This window comes from Citrifermentans bemidjiense Bem, from assembly GCF_000020725.1.
Taxonomy (GTDB): domain Bacteria; phylum Desulfobacterota; class Desulfuromonadia; order Geobacterales; family Geobacteraceae; genus Geomonas; species Geomonas bemidjiensis.
On sequence record NC_011146.1, the window covers coordinates 3618174 to 3636750 of the forward strand.

Sequence of the window (18577 nt, forward strand, 5' to 3'; positions counted from 1 at the left end):
CGCATCACGCTCCAGGGGACCCCCCGGAGGCCTGCTTCATCTGCTCTTTGAGCCAGCCGTACCAGGCGTCCATCCCGGCGCCGGTCTTGCTGGAGACCTCGAAGATCCTGATCTGCGGCGACACCCGCCGCGCCATCTCCTTGCACGCCTCGACGTCGAAATCGAGATAAGGAAGCAGGTCGACCTTGTTGAGGAGCATCACGTCCGCCGCATGGAACATCTGCGGGTACTTGAGCGGCTTGTCCTCACCCTCGGTCACGCTCAACACCACCACCTTGTGGTGCTCGCCCAGGTCGAAGGAAGCGGGGCAGACCAGGTTGCCGACGTTCTCGATCAAGAGCAGGTCCAGGCGGTCCAGGTCGAAGTGCTCCACGGCGTGCAGCACCATGTGCGCGTCCAGGTGACAACCAGCCCCGGTGTTCACCTGCTTTACCGGTACGCCGGTAGCGGCGATCCTCACCGCGTCATTGTCGGTCTGCTGATCCCCTTCGATCACCGCCGGATGGCAGGAGCCGGAGAGATCCCTCAGGGTCCGTTCCAGGATGGTGGTCTTGCCGGACCCCGGAGAGCTGACCAGGTTCAGCACGAAAAGCCCCTTGTCGCGGAACAGCGCCCGGTTTCCCTGCGCCATGCGGTTGTTTTTGGCAAGGATGTCAGTTTCTATCAGCACTTTCCTGGCGGGCTGCGCCTGATCGTGGTGCTGGTGATGATGGTGCTTTTGGCCGTGATCATGACTGTGGCCATGCCCGTGGTCGTGACCGTGGTGGTGACCATCCCCATGGTGTTCGTGCTCATGGTCATGGTCATGGGCATGTTTGCCGTCAGACGGGCCGCACCCGCAATCTACACACATATTAGTCGATCCTCCAAGGCTGGCTCATGAGCGTTGATCCCACAGAGCGCCAAGTATACCCGAAAACCGCGGCAAGAGGTGCATAAAGCGCACCCTGTCGCGGTTACCTTTTTTCTTCTACCTTGACGCTATCGTCACTGTTCAGGGCTTTCTTGAATCCCCTGATGCTGCTCCCCAGCGCCTGGCCGAACTGCGGCAGTTTGGAGGGTCCTGCGACCACCAGCAGTATCGCCGCCACGACGCAGAGTTCCGGTAAACCGATTCCGAACATATCCTTCTCCTTTGGCGCTATTTGCGCTCGAGGTCGATTCCGACCTTATTCAGCTCTTCGACCACCAGCTTGGCTACCTTCTCCAGCCCCGCTTTGAGCGGCGGGGTGAGCTGGTCTCCCGGTTCGAGCGAGCCCGCTACGATACCGAAGAAGGTGAGATCCGGCTTCGGCGCGTCGCGCATCTCGGAGATCAGCAGCATCTCCTGGAGCCCTATCTGGTGCGGGGACATCTTCACCGGGATGTTCTTAAGCATGATGTCCTCGCGCTCGTAGCGGAAGATATCTCCCGGCTCTCCCTTGGCCTGGACCACGTCCACCAGGATGACCCGGTCGGCCTCCTCGAATTTGAAGTGCACCATGATCCCCAGGGTGCCGCCGTCGTAGAGCTCGACGTTCTCCGGTATCCGGTACACCTCTTCCATATGTCTGACGAAATGGACGCCGAAACCCTCATCGGAAAGGATGAGGTTCCCGGCGCCGTAGATAAGGACCTGCATGGTAACTCCTTGAACTGCTAAAGGTGGGGCTGGGGGCTGGGGGCTAGCAAAAGCGGAGTCTTGCCTCCCGCCGTTCTTTGCCAGCCCCCAGCCCCTAGTCCCTAGCCCCTGGTTTTACAGCACTTTCACCTTGGTGATTTCCTTTCCTTCGGGGTCGACCGTGTGCACGGCGCAGGCGATGCAGGGGTCGAAGGAGTGGATGGTCCTCAAGACCTCCAGCGGCTTGCTGCTGTCGGCGATGGGGTTCCCGACGAGCGACGCCTCGTAGGGGCCGAGTTCTCCCTTGTCATTTCTGGGAGCGGCGTTCCAGGTGGAGGGAACGACGGCCTGGTAGTTCTCGATCTTCTTGTCCTTGATGACGATCCAGTGGCTCAGGGTGCCGCGCGGCGCCTCGTGGAAGCCCACCCCGCGATACTCCCCTTTGGGGATCTCGGTGTGGTTCGCGTAGGTTTGGTCGCCGGTGGCGATGTTGGCGATCAGCTTGTCCAGGTTTTCCAGCGCGATGTCGGCCATGATGTGGGCGCGCGCGCCGCGGCAGTACAGGCGCCCCATGGTGGAGTGGATGTCCTTCATCGAGAGGCCGAGGGTGGAGACGGCGCCGTCGACGAGCTTTTTCACCTTCGGGTTTCCTGCGGCGTAGGCGGCCATGATCTGGGCCGGAGGACCTACCTGCACCGGCTTTCCGTCCAGGGTCGGCGCCTTGCACCAGGAGTACTTTCCGTTTTCCTTGAAGTCGGTGTAGTCGGGCTTGGTCTCCCCTTCCCAGGGGTGCAGCGTGCCGTTCCCCTCGTACCAAGCGTGGGTGACGTTTTCCTTGATGTTCTTGATCAGGTATTCGTCGCGATGGTCCTTGACCGGCCTGATGCCGGCGATGTTCCCCGCCATGACCACGCCGCCCGGGAGCGAGAACTTGCCGTTTTTGGTGTCTTCCGGGAACTCGGGGACCGCCATGTAATTGGTGACCCCTGCCCCGTACTTGAACCAATCCTTGTAGGCGCCGGCGATGGCGAGGAGGTCCGGGTAGTACACCTTCTGCACGAAGTCGCGGGTCTCCTCCATCAGGGTCCTCAGGTAGATGAGGCGCTCCATGTTGAGGGTGGCTATGTTCTCGGTGTTGATCGCGGTGGCGACGCCGCCGACCACGAGGTTCTGGATATGCGGGTTCTTCCCCCCCAGGATGGCGGTCGCCTGGGACGCCTTTCTCTGGTAGTCGAGCGCCTTCAGGTAGTGAGCCACCGCCATCAGGTTCACCTCGGGAGAGAGCTTCATGGCCGGATGCCCCCAGTAGCCGGAGGCGAAAATGCCAAGCTTGCCGCCGGCGACGAACGCCTTCAGCTTGTCCTGGACCGCCTTGAACTCCTTCTCCGAGTTACCCGGCCAGTCGGAGATGCTCTGGGCTATCTGCGCGGTCTTCTTGGGATCGGCCTTGAGCGCCGAGACGATGTCGACCCAGTCCAGCGCCGAGAGGTGGTAGAAGTGGACGATGTGGTCCTGCACCGAATGCTGGGCGATCATGATGTTGCGGATGTACTGGGCGTTGAGCGGCACCTCGACGTTCAGGGCGTGCTCTACGGCGCGGATCGAGGAGATGGCGTGCACCGTGGTGCAGACGCCGCAAAAGCGCTGCACGAAGCTCCAGGCGTCCTCGGGGGCGCGCCCCTTGAGGATGACCTCGATGCCGCGCCACATCTGGGCCGAGGACCAGGCGTTGGTAACCTTGCCGCCGTTGGCTTCGACGTCTATCCTGAGGTGCCCTTCGATGCGGGTGATGGGATCAAGCGTGATTCTAGACATTTATTTCCTCCAAAAGCTGAATTGAATTTATTGGTTTCAGTGCGCCTCGACCGGCGCGTGCGGGACGTCCAGCGCAGCTTTCTTGCCATGCTTGGCCGCCGTCTTTTTCGCGGGGGCATGCCCGCCACCATGAGCCGAAGTGTTGGGAAGCACGGGGAAGAGGGCTACGAACACCTTGTACCCCAGCACCTCCAGCGCCACGATGCCGACGGTGACCATCACCTCGGCGAAGGAGGGGAAGTACCTCCACCCCTGCCCCGGGTTGAAGCCGATCAGGTAGACGTTGAAACGGTAAAGGGCGCCGCCTAAGACGATCAGCGAGGCGCTGGTGAAGAGCCAGCGCGGCGATCTCCTGAATTTCTTGAAGAAAAGGAGCAGGGAGCCGCTCGCCACCAGCAGGAACTCGGTCAGGAACCAGCCGGAGTAGAAATCCCCCTTGAGGGCGGCGCCAATCTGGCCGCGGTACGCCAGGTCCCCGATCACGACGCAGAGCCAGATCACGGTGACGAACGGAATCAGCGCGGCGAGGCCGGAAAGCTCCTCGGTCTCGAAGGGCCTCTTGAAGGAGTAGCTGGAGATGATGGACTCCAGGATCGCTATGGCGTAGCCGATGAAGACGCAGTTCAAGAGGAACAACAGCGGCAGGAAGCCGGTGTGCCAGAGCGGGTGCAGCTTGGTCGAGGCGATGAGGAGCAGGCTCCCCAATGACGACTGATGCATGGTCGGAAGCGTAATGCCGAGGACGATGAAGAAGATGAGGACCTTGTTCAGGCGCGGCTTGAGCCACACGGCCCCCAGGCGTACCATCTCCAGCTTGTCCTGCATGCTCTTTTGGTCCGGGGCTATTTTCGGGTGCAGCCAGTTCCTGACCGCGTTCATCCGATCCCACTTGCTCTGCTCGATGGAGGTCAGGATGGCCGGGAGGAACTCGAGGATGAGAACCGTGGAATAGGCCATGACGCAAAGGGCGACCTCGAACATGGCGGAGTTCGCCTGCCACTTGCTCGGGATGAAGAAGTTGTAGGCGTTCCAGGGGCGACCCAAGTCGACCATGACCGAGAAGCCGGCCAGGCCGTAGCCGAACATGGAGGTGAGGATCGCCGAGCGGATCATCGGGTGGTACTGCATCCGGTTCCGGATGTAGACCAGGATGGCGACCGCGTAGCCGCCGCAGGCGATGGCGGTTCCGGTGGCGACGTCGTAGGTGATCCAGATCCCCCAGGGGTAGCCGTCGCTCATGTTGGAGACCGCGCCGATACCCTTCACGTAGCGCACCCCCACGAAGTAGAAGCCGAGCAGCACCACCGACAGGAGGATGAAGAATGACTTGGTAAAGATCTTACCTTCCAGCTTTTGGTATTCTTCAGGATTTCCCATTACTTATCCTCCTGCTTCTGGTCGTGACCGTCGTGCCCCTTGTGCTTCTTCATGTTCTTCACCGCTATGAAGCAAAGGGTGCTGTAAAGCGCGACCGGGGCGATAAAGCCCTTGTAGATGGTGTGCTGGATCTTCTCGGAGAACTCGGCCGGCGCCTCGGGCTTGATGTCGGGAAGCCCCAGCTTGTTGAACGGCATCGAGGCCAGGTAGAGGTGGTTCGTCCCCCCTCCCTCGTGCTCGCCGTAGACGTGCGGCACGTACCGGTCCGGAGCATCCTTTAGCCTTTGGTGCGCCTCGGAAAGGAGGTCCTTTCTCTTGCCGAACTTGATGGCACCGACCGGGCAGACCTCGGCGCAGGCGGAAATCCCCTTCTCGCGCAGGTTGGTCGCCTTGCAGAGATCGCACTTAACGATCTGCGGCAGCGCCTTTTCCCACTGGAACTTCGGGATGTTGTAGGGGCAGGCGATCTGGCAGTAACGGCAGCCGATGCAGGTGTTCTTGTTGTAGTCGACGATACCGGAGACCTTCTCCTTGGTCATGGCGGAAACCGGGCAGACCGAGACGCAGGAAGGCTTCTGGCAGTGCATGCAGGAGTACTTGACGTAGCTCCAGCGCTGCTCGCTCTCCTTGAAGAGCTTGATCAGGGTCCGGGTGGAACCGGAGAGGTCGCTCGGGGCGTCCCAGAGCCCGTCGCTGTCGAACTTGGCCTTTTCGTAGGAGAGGGAGCCGTAGTCGCTGTTCACCCTCTTGCAGGAGGCCATGCACGCCTTGCAGCCGACGCACTTGGTGGCGTCGTAGAGCATCCCCAGTTCCTCGTTGTTGATCTGGGTCCCCTCGTTGGCGAGCGCGCTCCCGGCGCCACAGGCCAAGAGCCCCGCCCCGGTCGCTCCCGCCAGCTTCAGGAAGTCGCGTCTACTCGGATTTTTCATCGCCGCCCTCCTGCGTGTTGCCCGGAAGCTTCTTGGCGAGCATGGCGCCTGCGCCAAGTGCCGCGCCGGCGGCAAGGCCCACGAAGCCCGTGGTGAGCGGGTCGGGCCCCTTACCCTTTTCTTTCAGGTCGACCGGCGCGTAGCTGTCGAACGGGGTGGGCTCGTGGATCTGCACCTTCTCGGCGATCGCCGTCTTGAAGAGTATGTCCGGTTCCGTGCAGCCGATGCAGGGGTGACCGATGGAGACCGGCCACGCCCCCACGTCGTTGAAGCGCTGCACGGAGCAGTTGGCGCTGGTCGCGGGTCCCTTGCACCCCAGCTTATAGAGGCAGTACCCCTGGGCATGGGTCGGGTCGCCGTAGGCCTTGGCGAAGCGGCCGGCGTCGAAGTGCGGACGCCTTTCGCAATGCTCGTGGATCTTCCTGCCGTAGGCGAACTTCGGGCGCCCCAGGTTGTCAAGTTCGGGAAGCTTCTTGAAGGTCAGGTAGTAGAGGACGGTGGAAAGGAAGTTGTAAGGGTTGGGAGGGCAGCCCGGGATGTTGATGATCGGCTTGTCCTTCACGATGTCCCTGACCCCTACGGCGCCGGTGGGGTTCGGGGCCACGGACTGGATGCCGCCGTAGGAGGCGCAGGTCCCGATGCTGATGATGGCGGCAGCCCCTTTGGCCGCTTCCTGCAGCGACTCCATGGCGGTCTTGCCGGAAACCTTGCAGAAGATCCCGTTCTGCTTGGTCGGGATCGCCCCCTCGACCACCAGAATGTACTTCCCCTGGTTCGCCTTCATCGAGTCGTGCAGCGACTTCTCGGCCTGGTGCCCGGCACCTACCATCAGCGTCTCGTGATAGTCCAGCGAAATCATGTCCAGGATCAGCGTGGAAATGGTCGGATGGCTCGAACGCAGAAGCGACTCGGAACAGCCGGTGCACTCCTGGAAATGGAGCCAGATCACCGCGGGGTTGCCGTTTTTCTCGATCGCCTCGGCAACCTGCGTGTGCATGGCGAAGGGAAGCCCCATCATGGCCGTCGCGGTGACGCAGGTCTTCATGAAACTCCTCCGGGTTACCCCCTCGCAGAACATCTCTTCTTTCATAACAACCCTCCCTCGGAATAAAGAACAAAAACCGCACGTATACGGCAACACCCGTGCCAATTTCGTAAACAAATTCCAAAGACGAAAGATGCTGATTTTACAGGAACAAAAAAAGCGGCTGCCGTGGGGTAATCCCGCCGGTGCCGCTTTTGTCCCAATTTGCCTGGGTACTTCTGTCCCGCGATTGTATCATTTTGTCCCGCCGCAAGGGGGACCCGCCTTATTCCAGCTCCAGCTCCTTGACCCTCAACTCCTCTCCGGCTACGACGCTCAGGCCAAAGGCGCCGCACCCGGGACATGGCTGGTACAGGGTGGAGATGGAGAACTCGCCGTGGCAGGCGGGGCAGCTGCCGACGCCCGGGACCAGTTCCAGTTGCAGGCGCGCTCCCTCCAGGAGGGTTCCCTTGCTGCACGCCTCGAAGCAGAATTCCACGCTCTCGGGAACCACCCCCGAAAGCTCTCCGATCAGGAGCACCACCTCGGTCACCTTACGCCCTGCGGCATGCCCCTCGCAAATTTCCACCACGCTTTGTGTTATCGACATCTCGTGCATCTTCCGCCTCCTTGCAGCTCGAAGGCGGATGATAGCAGATAACGGGCCGCTGCAAAAGCTCTCATTCACGCAGTGATGCAGGACTGCAGGGTGAAGTAGAAGATCGCTCCTTTGTCCACCTCGCCTTCGGCCCAGATCCTTCCGCCGTGGCGGTTAATGATCCGCTGCACCGTGGTGAGGCCGATGCCGTTGCCGGGGAACTCGCTGCTTGGGTGCAGTCGCTGGAAGGCGTGGAACATCTTGTCGGCGTTTGCCATGTCGAAGCCGATCCCGTTGTCCTTGACGAAGCAGGTCTTATCCGCTGCCACCTCGCGGGCGCCGAATTCGATGCAGGCCACCTCCCGCATCTGAGTGAATTTCCAGGCGTTTCTCAAGAGGTTTTTTATGGCGATCTCCAGGAGGTTCGCGTCGCCGAAGGTACGGATGCGCGGCTGGATGATGAAGTCCGCTTTGCGGTCCGGGGCGCTCTGCTTCAGGTCGTTGGCCGTCTCGCTCACGAGCTCGGAGAGGTCGACCACCTCCCGCTTCAGGTTTAGGTAGGAGAGCTGGGAGAGCTGCAAGAGCGCCTCGATCAGATCGTTCATATGCTGCGAGGACTTGAAGATCCGCTCCAGGTAATCCATCCCTTCCAGGTCGAGCCTGCCGGCATACTGCTCCTGCAAGGCTCTGGTGAAGCCGCAGATCCTTCTCAGCGGCGCGCAGAGGTCGTGGGCTACCGAGTAGTTGAAGGCCTCCAGATCGCGGTTGATCGATTCCAACCGCTCGGTCTGTTCGGTCAAAAGGCGCTCGACCTGTTGGGTCAGGAGGCTGATCTCCTCGTTGTTGGGCCTTTCCAGCAGCATGTTCCTGATGGTTTCCAACGAGCTGTGCACCGCGGACTTCAGGTCCACCGCGTAGGAGGCGTTCAGCATGCTTGATGCCACTTCCTTGTCTATGTTCAAATACCTGCCCTCCCCGTTCGTCTTCCTTTCCCTGAACATGCCGGCCATTGGGCACCCCCTTTTATGAACCTGGTCGCCCCCGTACTTCTCCTCTTCCCTGGGGCTTTCTTCAAGAGGAACGTCTCCCCTGCTACCTCCCGCATGGGGCGTAATCGCCCGGGGTCCCCCCGGAGCCGGGCCTTCCACTGCACCCGCTCACTGCCTGCATTTACTACAGCAGTAACCATGCCCACCCTTGCCGGGTTAGTTTTTCACAATGATTCTGAAAACTTGTTCCGCAACAGGGGAGCTGGATGGAGCCGCGGGGACCGCAATAAATCTGTCTTTTTCCGGCTTGGGGGCGCGGACCCTTGCGTGGGGCGGGTTTAGGTCGAACAACATTTGTGGCAGTTGCAACGTTTGTTGCCGGTTCAGGGAAAACCCGCCTTTCTTCTGAGCCGGTTGTTGAGGGCCTGCCGGGAAATGCCCAGCAGCGAGGCGGCTTCTCCCTGATTGCCGTTGGACATGCGGAGCGCCTCGCTGATCAGAAGCGTCTGGGCCTCCCTCATACTGGGAAAGCCGTGGAAGGTGACGGTGACGCTTTCCTGTTCCGCGACCAGACGCGAATCCCCGGAAGCCAATTCGATCCTCTTTCTGAAGCTGGAGAGCGGCAAGCCACCTTTCTCGTGCAGCGCCACGGCGTCATAGACCATTGCCTGCAGTTCGCGCACGTTGCCGGGAAAGTGATAGTGCTCCAGCATGCGCAGCAGCTCAGGCGGATACGACGGCTTGGCCTTACCCATCCGGCGCGCCGCCTGGCTTACGAAGTGGTCCAGAAGAAGCGGAATGTCCCCCCTGCGCTCCCGAAGCGGTGGGACATGGATCTGGTGGCAGCAAAGCCGGTAATACAGGTCTTCGCGCAGCCGGCCCTGTTCCAGCAGCATTTTGAGGTCGCGGTTGGTGGCGACAACGATCCCGGCATCGCTTAAGGAAGGCATGTCGGAACCCAGCGGCAGGTACTCGTGCTCCTGGATCAGCCTGAGGAGCTTGATCTGGGAAACCTCCCGCAGTTCGCCGATCTCGTCCAAAAAGAGCGTTCCGCCGGAGGCCCTTCTGATCAGGCCGTCCCGGTTCTGCTGGGCCCCGGTAAAAGCACCCTTGCGATGCCCGAAAAGGGTGTCCGAGAAGACCGCGTCGTCCAGCCCCGCGACGTTCACCGTGACGAACTCCCCCTGGCTCCCGCCGTAGCGGTGTACCGCCTCCGCGAAGAGCTCCTTGCCAACCCCGGTTTCCCCGGTTACCAGTACCGGCTGCCCTGAACGCGACACGGCTTTCGTCCGCCGCAAAAGGGCCAACATCTGCCGGTCCTCGGTGACGATCTCGTGAGACGCCGTATCCCTCTCCCAGTGGTGCGCCGGTCCGCGTGCAAGCCCAAGCGCCCGGTCGATTGCCGCCAGAAAACTTAAGTTGTCTAGTGGTTTGATAAGATAGTCGCAGGCGCCTGCCCGCATGCAGGATACGGCCTGTCCCACCTCGGCGATCCTGGTGCTTATCAATACCGGCAGCTGCGGAAACTCCTCCACCACCTTTTCCAGGAGCTCCTTGCCGCTGACCGTGGAAAGCGACAGATCCAGGATCACGGCCGCCGCCTCGTTGCGCCTCAAAAACGGGAGCAACTGAGCCCCGTCGTCAAAGGCCATCACCGGCCCGATGCCGCGCCCCTTCAGGAGCATGGCGTACAGCATGAGCATCCCTTCGTCGTCGTCGACGAGCACGACTGGGAGCGGCGTTGTGCGACCACTTTTCATGATAGTGCCTCTTCTCCGCTAAACCTGGAAGTACAGGGTACCTCCCCTGCCCGTTTGATCGGCGCACCAGAACCGGCCGCGGTGCAGGTTGATGATCCTTTGTACCGTGGCAAGGCCGATGCCGCTGGAGATGCGCTCCTGCCCCTCTGCTTTGCCGACTATTCCCTTGCCCGGCTGCTCGCCGGGCCTGGGGCCGTTGTCGGAGACGTAGAAGCTCCGCTCCCCTTTCACCTGCGCGGTGCCGAACTTGATCACCGGGTGCTTTACGCCCACAGTGCAGTTGAAGGCATTCTCCAGCAGTTGTTCCATGGCCAACCGGAGCATCTCCCGGTCGCCGGTCACAGTGACACCGTCCTCGATCCTGAAGGTGACCGGGCGGGCAACCGTATCCGATAGCTTCTCGGCTATCTCCGAGGCCATGGCGCTCAAATCCACCTCTTCGGGCTGCAGGCCGGCAGCCGCCAGCGCGGTCAGCCGCTGCAGGGCAGCGATGGGGCCTGCCAGCTCCAGCGCCGCGACGCCTACCTTTTGCAGCATCTCGCGGCAGGGGGTCGAGAGGTCGCCGCCGTAGAGCTTTTGCATTGCGCGGCAGTCCTCGCCGATCCGGGCCAGCCGCCCGCTAAGGTCGTGGGAGACGGCCTCGCCGAACGCCTCCAGCTCGGCGTTTCTCGCCTCCAACTCGTCGCGCAGCCCCTTGAGGGCGTTCTCCGCATGGAGTTTGGCCGACACGTCCAGTCCCACGATCCAGTTGTTCCACCCCCTGATCGGGACATAGCGGGAGATATTGGACCAGGCGACGGTCTTCACCGAGTTGTCTCTGCAGCGCAGGCTCCACTCCCTCCCCCGGTAATCCCCCCCATCCCGCGGGTGCGCCGAGACCACCTCTTCGCGCTGCTCCCCTTCCACGTGGAGCAGCTCCAACATGGGCTTGCCGATAACCTCTTCCACCCTGAAGCCCGTGGCACGTTCGAACTCATGATTGCAGGCGGCAAGCCTGTCGCCGCTGTCGAACGCCATCAGCATGGCCGGTATATGCTGCAGGATGGTCTGCAATTTCCTCTTGTGTTCCAAAAGAGCCTCGTCCTTCTCCTGCATCTCCTTCTCGTTGGCCCTAAGCGAGTCCTCCTCCTGCCAATTCTCATAGATCTTGCGGGCCAGCGCGCCATAGGCCTGTTCCAGCTCCTGCTTGAGACGGTCGCTCTCGGCCAAAAGCGTCGTCATTCTCTGCGCTGTTGCCATAAAGACGTCCACTTCGCAACGCGCCCCCTTGATGCGGCGATCCGAAGCCGCAGGGAAATAGAAAGGGTTGCTGCAGGTTCTGCCGCCGACGATCACCTGCGGGTGCAGCTTCGCCAGCTCCAGGATGGTTTCCTCCGGAAAAAGCTCCCGGTTGTACAGGCAAAGTAGCGTCACGTCGTTTTGTGAAGCGAATGCGGTCAATTCCCTCTCAATACGCTGCAGCAGTTCCTGGCGCTTAGGCTCTAAGACGGCCCACCCCATGTCACAGATGACCCTGGTGCCGCTAAAGCCGTCATCAATGGCGGCAGCGCAGAGCTTGTGCAAGAGTTTCAGCACCCGTTCCTGCTTGAACGCGCCATCCTTGTGCCAGAAATCCTCAAGCGGGAACAGTATCAGAGCGCCTGAGTCCTCCTGTTGTGAGGAGACCGCATTCTGCAGCAAACGCTCCAGCCGGTCCTCCGATCCATGCAGATAGATGCAGCGCTCTCCGATAGCCACCCCCTTCTGTATGAAGGGAAACACCGGGTGGTAGATCTCTCCCTCTCCATGGTAGATGAGGCAGATGTGGTCGTGGCAGTTGACTGTCCCTATGTCCGCGAATTCCAGTTCTTTCGTATCTTCCATCAGCCCCTCTCCTCAGTAATGAGACCGGGTTAGAAAATCCTAAGACAATATACTGGAATAAATTTCCATTGCAATTCAAGTGCGGGGTGAATTTGAAGTCGGCAACAGAGCGCTGGAAGAGGAAAAAAGGCTTTCCATCGGGGAATTATTGACGCAGATCAAGGCGCTGACACCGGAGAAAAGGTACCTTTCCCGCCAGGCCAAGAGGCTATCGAAAAGGAGGATAAGATGTGCGACTGCGGATCTGGTAGTTCTAGGGGGGGAGGTCCTTACGCCACCGGGAGGGAACTGGTGGAGTTCGTGCTGGCGGCCCATGGGGGACAGGTAGCAGTCTCGCCGCTGCCCGGCGGCGCTTTGCAGGTGAGCTGCCAGGAATGCGGCAAGGGATTCGAGCTGAAGACCTTCGTCCAGGGATGCCCCGCCTGCGGCGGGGTGCACGCCGTTTCGCCCCCCAGGGCAAGCGACCCCTGCGCCGTGCAGTACGCCGGAGCCGGCTTCGGGGCGCTCGCCGGTGAAGCCGGGTGGAAATAGAACCAGCTGTCCGCCATCCCGGTGCCGGCATAAAAAAAGCCCGCCGACGAGGCGGGCCCGGAGATGCTTGGCCGAGAAGCGCTGGTTGAGATCAGCGCTTCCCCTGCCGTCCAGGTTCCGACCGCTGCTGCACCCGCGCGAGGTAGACCACGTGGCGCAGTCCGCCGCGGCCGGGACGGTCGCAGGTGACGGAAAAGCCTGCAGCGCGCAGCCGCTTGTCGAATCCCTGGTCGTAGTTTTCGCCCCACACGGCGAAGATCCCGCCCGGTTTCAGCGCGGCACGGGTCATCTCGATGGCGATGGCGCCGTAGAGAGGATCTTCGATCTTGTGCGTCTTCGCGTGCGGCCCGGTGTACAGGTCGAGCACGATGGCGTCGAAACGCGACCTCCCCATGGCGTTTTTCCTGATGGCGTCGGCCACGTCGGTTATCTCCACGGTCACCCGCGGGTCGCTGGCGGCCTGGTTCGTCACCGCAGCCAAAGGACCCCGGCACCACTCAAGCACCACCGGGTTCAGCTCCGCCACCACGACCGTGGCCTTGGGCGGGAGGTTGTCCAGGACCGCCCTCAGGGTGATCCCCATCCCCAGCCCCCCCACCAGCACCCGCGGCGCCTCCTGCTGTTTCAGGTGGCCGCAGGCGAGCTCCCCCAGCGCTACTTCGGAGCGGTGCAGCGAGCTGTTCATCAGCACCAGCCCGTTCACGGTGATCAGGAAATCGCTCTCGCCGCGCTGTCTCAGTTCCAGCACGCCGTCGGCGGTCTTTACGCTTTGCAATACTTGCCAGGGCTGGGCCATGGTCGGTAACTCTCCTTATTTCTTCCAGTGGCGCCGCTGTGCCGCCTCTTCTATCGCCTCGACCTCGGTGAGGAGGGCGAGGTAAGTCTGGTAACGGTCGTTGTTGATCTCGCCGGAGCCGACCCGGTCCCTCACGGTACAGCCGGGTTCCTGACGGTGCCGGCAGTTGTGGAAGCGGCAGGCGTTTTGCTCCAGCGCCTCGAAACCGGGAAAATGGGCCACGAGTTCGGTGGTGGAGATGTCCACCAGCCCGAAATCCCTGAACCCCGGGGTGTCCACCAGCTCGCCTCCCCCGGCCAGGGCATGCAGCGAGGAAACCGTCGTCGTGTGCCTGCCGGTCCAGTTCTGGTCGTCGCTCAGCTCCCCCACCTTCAGGTTGATGTCGGGACAGAGCGCGTTCAAAAGGGAGCTCTTGCCGACGCCGGTGGTGCCGACGAAGGCCCCGCGATGCCCCTCGTGCAGGTAGTCGCGCAAGGGATCGAGCCCCTCGCCGGTGACCGCACTCAGGGTGAAGAAGCGGAGGATGCCGGCGTAGATGCCTGAGAGCTCGGTGCTTTGGGCGCGGGCTTCGGGGAGGTCGCACTTGTTGAAGACGATGAAGGGGATAAGCTGCGCGGCACGCGCCGCGACTATGGCCCGGTCGAGGAAGCCGGCCGGCGTCCCCGGCGCGACCACGATCCCCAAAACGTCCAGGTTGGCGGCGACCATGTGGACCCCGCCGCGGGCGTCGCTGCGGCGCAGCTCGGTCCTTCTGGGGAGCCGCTCCAGCACCTCCCCCACGACGCGGACCTGGTCCCCTACCACATGCCCCGAGTTTCTCTTGACCCGGACCATGCGGCGTTCCTCGTTTTGGAACAGCACCTCGACAGCCACGCCGAAATGGGAGACGATCACTCCGCTTGCTCCCTGCGCGCTTGTCTGTTGCGACTTTTTAACCATATGCCGTCCGCTCTCCCGTCCTTAGTCGCCCCCGCTTCCGGGCGGCCAGGGATGGAGAGTACGGCAGGAGCGGAAAGTTGTCAACAAAACCCTATTTACGGCGATGAGAGAGGAGTATAGGGACAACTGGAGAGTTGACATGAAGAAGCTTTTGTCTGATAGTTTGCCTTATGCGGCCCCTGCGTTTATTTAACCTGTTGCCAGAATCAGAGCAGCTCGCTTTTAAGAGCATCGGGGCGGATGAGGGAAGAACCTGATAGAGAAGAGTTGCAGGCAAAGGGCGCCGGCGGGCACCCGAAGGATGGCAGTCATGAGCAAAGAGACAGTGGACGAAGCAATCGACATGTATCTCGCGGAACGGATGCAACATGGGAAACAGTTGGCTATCTCGCACTTCCTCGCCTGCCTTTACCTGAAGCAGCAAAGAGACGAGATCGTAGAGTCGATGCGCCGGGTGCGCGGCATGACCCGCTACTACATCGACCTCACCAAGGTGATGCTGAACCCGTTCAAGGGTCCCGAAATCGCCTGGCTCGCCTCCATGCTGAACATCGCCATCTACGGCGCGGTGCTGATCTCGGTCGAGGAGCAGAGGATGCTCGGCATAGCGTTATTGTCCGGAACGCTCGCCAACGGCTTCTACCTGATACGCAGCGTGGCCAGGAAATGGTGCGACCTGCACGTCAGGCTGGCGATCTACGACGAGATCGTGCAGATCACCGACAGTGAGTTGAAGGCGCTCGCCTGAGCCTTGCCTCACGCCAGCGCCAGGGCCAGTTCGGTCAGGCTCCCGACCGCGATATCGCTCAGTTCGGGCCACCGGAAACTGCGCGCCGGATCGACATGGATGGTACCGGCGCCGGCAGCGCGGCCGGTGAGCAGGTCGAAGGCATAATCACCCACCATTACCAGTGCCGCCGGGGAGACTCCCCAGCGGCACGCTAGTTTCAGGATCCCGTCCGGGTCCGGTTTCGCCAGCGCATCGTCACGCCCGAGCACGTCGTCCGCAGCTATAAAGGGCATAAGCCCGATCCTTCCCAGCGTCTTCAGCGCGATCTCCCGCGTGTTGCGGGTCAGCACCCCCAGCCGCGCCCCCCGCAGGTGCAACAGCTGCACCAGCTCCCGGGCCCCTTCCGCAGGTTCGGTCCTTCCCGCCAGTTCCTCCTCGATGCTCACCAAAAGCGCCTTGGCCGCAGCCGCTTCCGGCTCCGGGAGAGCATCCAGGTGCCCAAGGATGTCGCACCCTTCCGGGACGCCTAAAAGCGAGCGGATCTGCGCGAAATCGTGGATGGCGACGGTAAGGGTCCCGTCCAGGTCGAAGACCCAGTGCCGGCTCTGCAAGAGGTTCATTTTCAAAGGTGATTTCTCCATAGGAAGGTTCAGGGGGTCGTCGCCTCGGCGCCGGGGAGCTTGGGCGCTTCCAGGGCCGGATGCGACACGGCCCGCGCCAGGAGCTCCTCCACGAAGGAGCCCAGGGCCGCATGGACCTCGTGCGACCCAGACCCCGCCAGTATGCCGTGGCGCTGCAGGGGGAACATCAGGTATTTCTTCTTCGCGCTCCCCAGCATCTCGAAGAGCCGCTGCGACCCCTGCGGGTCCACCACCGGGTCCCATTCCGCCTGGGCCACCAGCACCGGCACCCCGATCTTCGCCAGCTTCGGCTCGAGCCCCCTCATGAACCGTTCCATGGCACGCAGCGCCGATACCGGAATCCTGGTGTAGTTAAGTTCCGGCCGCTCGGGGACCGACTCGACGAACTCCTTCTTGGCCCACTGGTATTTTATGGCGTCCATGACCCGGTTCCAGACGTTGACTGCCGGCGCGAAGCGCGACGAGATGTCCAAAAGCCGCTGCGGGGGACAGACCGCGAAGACCCCAGCCACCTGCGGGATCCGGGCTGCGCAGTCGAGCGCGACCCCGCCGCCGAAAGAGAATCCTCCCAGCACCACCCGGTCGCAGAGCGCGCTCATCAGGGCATAGCCAAGGTCCACCGATTCCACCCACTCCCGCCCGGTCCGTCGGGCCAGGTCCTCCGGCGAGGTGCCGTGTCCCCTGAGACGCACCAGGTAGACCCAGAACCCGCGCTCCTGCAGGTAGCGCCCAAGTTCCAGCATCTGGGCCGGAACCGAGAGCAGCCCGTGCACGAGGACCACCCCCAGACGGCGCGACCTCCCCTGGAGCAGCAGCGGCGCTCCGACCTCGGGCGGCTTGCTTTCGTTTTCCAGATAGAACTGGGCGTAGTCCTTGGCGAACTCATCCTTCGCCTCCCGCTCCAAAAGCGCCGCGACCCGGTTTTTCACCATGCGGCCGGGTAGCCAAGCGGTCAGGTGCACCTCCCGCTGCAAGACGGTGAGCGGCAGCACCTCGTTGGCGATGACCCCAAGCGGGTTGTCGATCCTCGCGCGCTGCAGCTCGAAGGGGGCGGAGAACTTGGCTCGGTCCTTGACCAGTTCGCCGTCCCGCAGGACGACCACTCCCTTTTCCTGCGCGATCTGGATGAACTCGCTGTACTTATGGTAGCGGTCGTCGGTGAGCAGGGAGACCTGCCCCGTGGTGAGGCTGCGGTGCCTGTGACAGTCGGTGGAGCTCAGGCATTGGGTGGCGAGCAGGAAAACCCGGCGGCGGAAATCGTCCTCGGCTATGGACTTGAAGGGGTAGGCCCTCAGCATCGACGCGAAGAGGTGGTCGTGGTTCACCGTGGTGAGCTGGTAGATGGAGGCCATGCAGCGCTCCATGAGCTTTCCCGACGCCCGTTTCATGTCGTCCAGCGAGGGGAGCCTGTCGTCGAACCCTATCGGCTCCCTGGAGGCGATGTCGGCCTGGATCGCGTTGCCGCGGAGATAAAGCGCCGGATCGATCGCCTCGCCGAAGCGGACGTCTATGTCGACCCCGGAGAGGAGCATGCTCCCTTCGGTCAGGATCTCTTCCCTCAGGCGTAGCGACATCTCCTTCATGAAAAGTCCGGCCAGCGAACTCAGCGCGTTTTCCCGCGCCCTCAATGGATAGTAGGTGATGTTCACCGGGACGATCCAGCACTTCCCCTGTACGACCGGCGCCAATTCGGCGATCTGGAAGAGCCCTTTTAGTCTCGCCACCTCTTCCGGCGCGCTATGCTCCAGCTGCGTCAGCCTCTGCCGGTAGAATTCGGTGCGCAGCGCGAGCGTCGCGGCCCCCGAATGGGGGCGCTCGCCTATCGAGGGAAGCAGCCTGCGCTGCCGGAAGAGTTCCTTGTCCTTCACCATCCGCCCTTCGGGGAAGATGATCCAGTTGGCCTCCCCGGTCAGAAGCGTCTTCACCATGACGCGGTCGCGGTCTGGGTTTCTTGTGGAGACGGCCCCCATCATGTCGAGGAAGCGCCCCAATGGCCCGGCGAACAGCGAGGCATGGGCCAGCGACCAGACCGGCACCCCGGTCAACTGGTGGATATGGTAGGGAAGGAGCATGGTCTCGATGCGGGTGAAGTGGTTCACCGCGAAGATCACGCCCCCCTTGGGGATGTTCTCCTTGCCGTGCACATGCACCCTCAGCTTGGAGAACCCTTCCAGCAGGGCGATCATCCGGCCGGTGGCTAGATACGCCTGGCGGTTCATGGCTTGTCCCCCAGTGCATCCCTAAGCCACCCCGGGCGGTTGGTCATGATGGAATCCACCCCCAAGAGCAACAGCCTCCGCGCGGCCCGCGCCCGGTCCACGGTCCAGACGTGAAGCTCCAGATCCCTTTGCCTCAGCTCCCGCACCAACTCGGAGTCGAGCGCGCCCTTGTCACTGCTCGCCAGTCCGTCGGCGCCGCAGCCGGCCAGGGTGGCGATGATCTCCTGGTGCGACGGGCGCCATCCGTTTCTATAGCGGTAGTCGGTGAGCCAGCAGGCGCGGTAGGCGGGAAGCTCTTCCTTCACCGCCTTGATGAGCCCGGCGTCGAAGGCGAGAAAACGCACCTGCTCCGCCGGCACCCCTGACGCCGCCAGCTCCTCCTTAAGCTTGGGGACGATCTCGGTGCCGCTTTTCAACTCGATGTAGATCCTCTTTCCTTGTGGCAGGAGGGCAAGTATCTCGCGCAGGGTCGGGATGCGCTCCCCCCTCCACTGCGCCCCTTTCCAGGAGCCGAAATCGAGCCGTTCAAGCTCGGGGAGGGACATCTGCGCCACGGCAAGGTCCCCGTCCGAGGTGCGGGCGGTGCGCTCGTCGTGCAGGCAGACGATCCGGCCGTCGCCGGTCAGGCGGAAATCGGCCTCGATCCCGTCCGCCCCCTGCTCGAAGGCAAGCCGGATCGAAGCGAGGGTGTTCTCGGGGGCATCCCGGGAGGCGCCACGGTGGCCGATGATGAGCGTGTTGCAAGCCATGCTGTTCCTCACGTTTT

18 protein-coding genes are annotated in these 18577 nt (G+C 62.2%); 2 read left to right on the top strand and 16 right to left on the bottom strand.

Annotation, left to right across the window (positions count from 1 at the left end; translation table 11 throughout):
• Nucleotides 1–4: 4 nt before the first annotated feature.
• The 11 genes from hypB to GBEM_RS15700 all read right to left on the bottom strand — a co-directional run bounded on the left by hypB (nt 5) and on the right by GBEM_RS15700 (nt 11955).
• The gene (hypB, locus tag GBEM_RS15650) at nt 5–853 is read right to left on the bottom strand and encodes a hydrogenase nickel incorporation protein HypB (protein ID WP_012531568.1); all 849 of its coding nucleotides are present in this window, start codon (nt 851–853) and stop codon (nt 5–7) included.
• Nucleotides 854–956: 103 nt separating this feature from the next.
• Nucleotides 957–1124, bottom strand: a complete 168-nt coding sequence (locus GBEM_RS15655) for a twin-arginine translocase TatA/TatE family subunit (RefSeq protein WP_012531569.1) — start codon at nt 1122–1124, stop codon at nt 957–959.
• A 17-nt stretch (nt 1125–1141) separates the two neighbouring features.
• Nucleotides 1142–1621, bottom strand: a complete 480-nt coding sequence (locus tag GBEM_RS15660) for a HyaD/HybD family hydrogenase maturation endopeptidase (RefSeq protein WP_012531570.1) — start codon at nt 1619–1621, stop codon at nt 1142–1144.
• Between the two features lie 114 nt (nt 1622–1735).
• Nucleotides 1736–3415, bottom strand: coding sequence for a nickel-dependent hydrogenase large subunit (locus GBEM_RS15665; protein WP_012531571.1), 1680 nt, complete (start codon nt 3413–3415; stop codon nt 1736–1738).
• A 36-nt stretch (nt 3416–3451) separates the two neighbouring features.
• Nucleotides 3452–4792 carry a Ni/Fe-hydrogenase cytochrome b subunit gene (gene hybB / locus GBEM_RS15670; RefSeq protein WP_012531572.1) on the bottom strand — a complete coding sequence of 447 codons (1341 nt, stop codon included), beginning with the start codon at nt 4790–4792 and terminating at the stop codon, nt 3452–3454.
• Complete coding sequence (gene hybA, locus GBEM_RS15675) at nt 4792–5721, bottom strand: hydrogenase 2 operon protein HybA (protein ID WP_012531573.1); 930 nt, start codon at nt 5719–5721, stop codon at nt 4792–4794. Before hybA ends, hybB begins: the two co-directional genes overlap by 1 nt.
• Nucleotides 5705–6811, bottom strand: coding sequence for a hydrogenase small subunit (locus GBEM_RS15680; RefSeq protein WP_012531574.1), 1107 nt, complete (start codon nt 6809–6811; stop codon nt 5705–5707). Before GBEM_RS15680 ends, hybA begins: the two co-directional genes overlap by 17 nt.
• A 220-nt stretch (nt 6812–7031) precedes the next feature.
• Nucleotides 7032–7364: a hydrogenase maturation nickel metallochaperone HypA gene (gene hypA, locus GBEM_RS15685; protein ID WP_012531575.1), complete on the bottom strand. Its 333-nt coding sequence runs from the start codon at nt 7362–7364 to the stop codon at nt 7032–7034.
• Nucleotides 7365–7429: 65 nt separating this feature from the next.
• A complete protein-coding gene (locus tag GBEM_RS15690; protein ID WP_226373874.1) occupies nt 7430–8305 on the bottom strand; it encodes a sensor histidine kinase in 876 nt (291 codons plus the stop codon).
• Between the two features lie 410 nt (nt 8306–8715).
• Nucleotides 8716–10092, bottom strand: coding sequence for a sigma-54-dependent transcriptional regulator (locus tag GBEM_RS15695; protein ID WP_012531577.1), 1377 nt, complete (start codon nt 10090–10092; stop codon nt 8716–8718).
• 18 nt (nt 10093–10110) lie between these two features.
• Nucleotides 10111–11955, bottom strand: coding sequence for an MEDS domain-containing protein (locus GBEM_RS15700; RefSeq protein ID WP_012531578.1), 1845 nt, complete (start codon nt 11953–11955; stop codon nt 10111–10113).
• 228 nt (nt 11956–12183) lie between these two features.
• Between GBEM_RS15700 and GBEM_RS15705 the strand changes: the two genes are divergently transcribed.
• Complete coding sequence (locus tag GBEM_RS15705; RefSeq protein WP_012531579.1) at nt 12184–12486, top strand: hypothetical protein; 303 nt, start codon at nt 12184–12186, stop codon at nt 12484–12486.
• A gap of 91 nt (nt 12487–12577) precedes the next feature.
• Here GBEM_RS15705 and GBEM_RS15710 read toward each other — a convergent pair whose 3' ends face one another.
• Both GBEM_RS15710 and rsgA read right to left on the bottom strand, forming a co-directional pair.
• On the bottom strand, nt 12578–13282 hold the full coding sequence (locus GBEM_RS15710; RefSeq protein ID WP_012531580.1) for a spermidine synthase: 705 nt from the start codon (nt 13280–13282) through the stop codon (nt 12578–12580).
• Nucleotides 13283–13297: 15 nt separating this feature from the next.
• Nucleotides 13298–14221, bottom strand: a complete 924-nt coding sequence (rsgA, locus tag GBEM_RS15715; RefSeq protein WP_012531581.1) for a ribosome small subunit-dependent GTPase A — start codon at nt 14219–14221, stop codon at nt 13298–13300.
• 310 nt (nt 14222–14531) lie between these two features.
• On the opposite strand from rsgA, the gene GBEM_RS15720 reads away from it, so the two are divergent.
• Nucleotides 14532–14969: a GSU0071 family protein gene (locus tag GBEM_RS15720; protein WP_012531582.1), complete on the top strand. Its 438-nt coding sequence runs from the start codon at nt 14532–14534 to the stop codon at nt 14967–14969.
• An 8-nt stretch (nt 14970–14977) separates the two neighbouring features.
• On the opposite strand, the gene GBEM_RS15725 is transcribed toward GBEM_RS15720, so the two are convergent.
• From GBEM_RS15725 to GBEM_RS15735, 3 genes are read right to left on the bottom strand one after another with little or no spacing between them, the layout of a single operon-like run.
• The gene (locus GBEM_RS15725; protein WP_012531583.1) at nt 14978–15592 is read right to left on the bottom strand and encodes an HAD family hydrolase; all 615 of its coding nucleotides are present in this window, start codon (nt 15590–15592) and stop codon (nt 14978–14980) included.
• A gap of 8 nt (nt 15593–15600) precedes the next feature.
• Nucleotides 15601–17811 carry an alpha/beta fold hydrolase gene (locus GBEM_RS15730; protein ID WP_012531584.1) on the bottom strand — a complete coding sequence of 737 codons (2211 nt, stop codon included), beginning with the start codon at nt 17809–17811 and terminating at the stop codon, nt 15601–15603.
• Nucleotides 17808–18560: a glycerophosphodiester phosphodiesterase gene (locus GBEM_RS15735; protein ID WP_226373875.1), complete on the bottom strand. Its 753-nt coding sequence runs from the start codon at nt 18558–18560 to the stop codon at nt 17808–17810. The genes GBEM_RS15730 and GBEM_RS15735 overlap by 4 nt, the downstream gene beginning before the upstream one ends.
• Nucleotides 18561–18577: the final 17 nt, after the last annotated feature.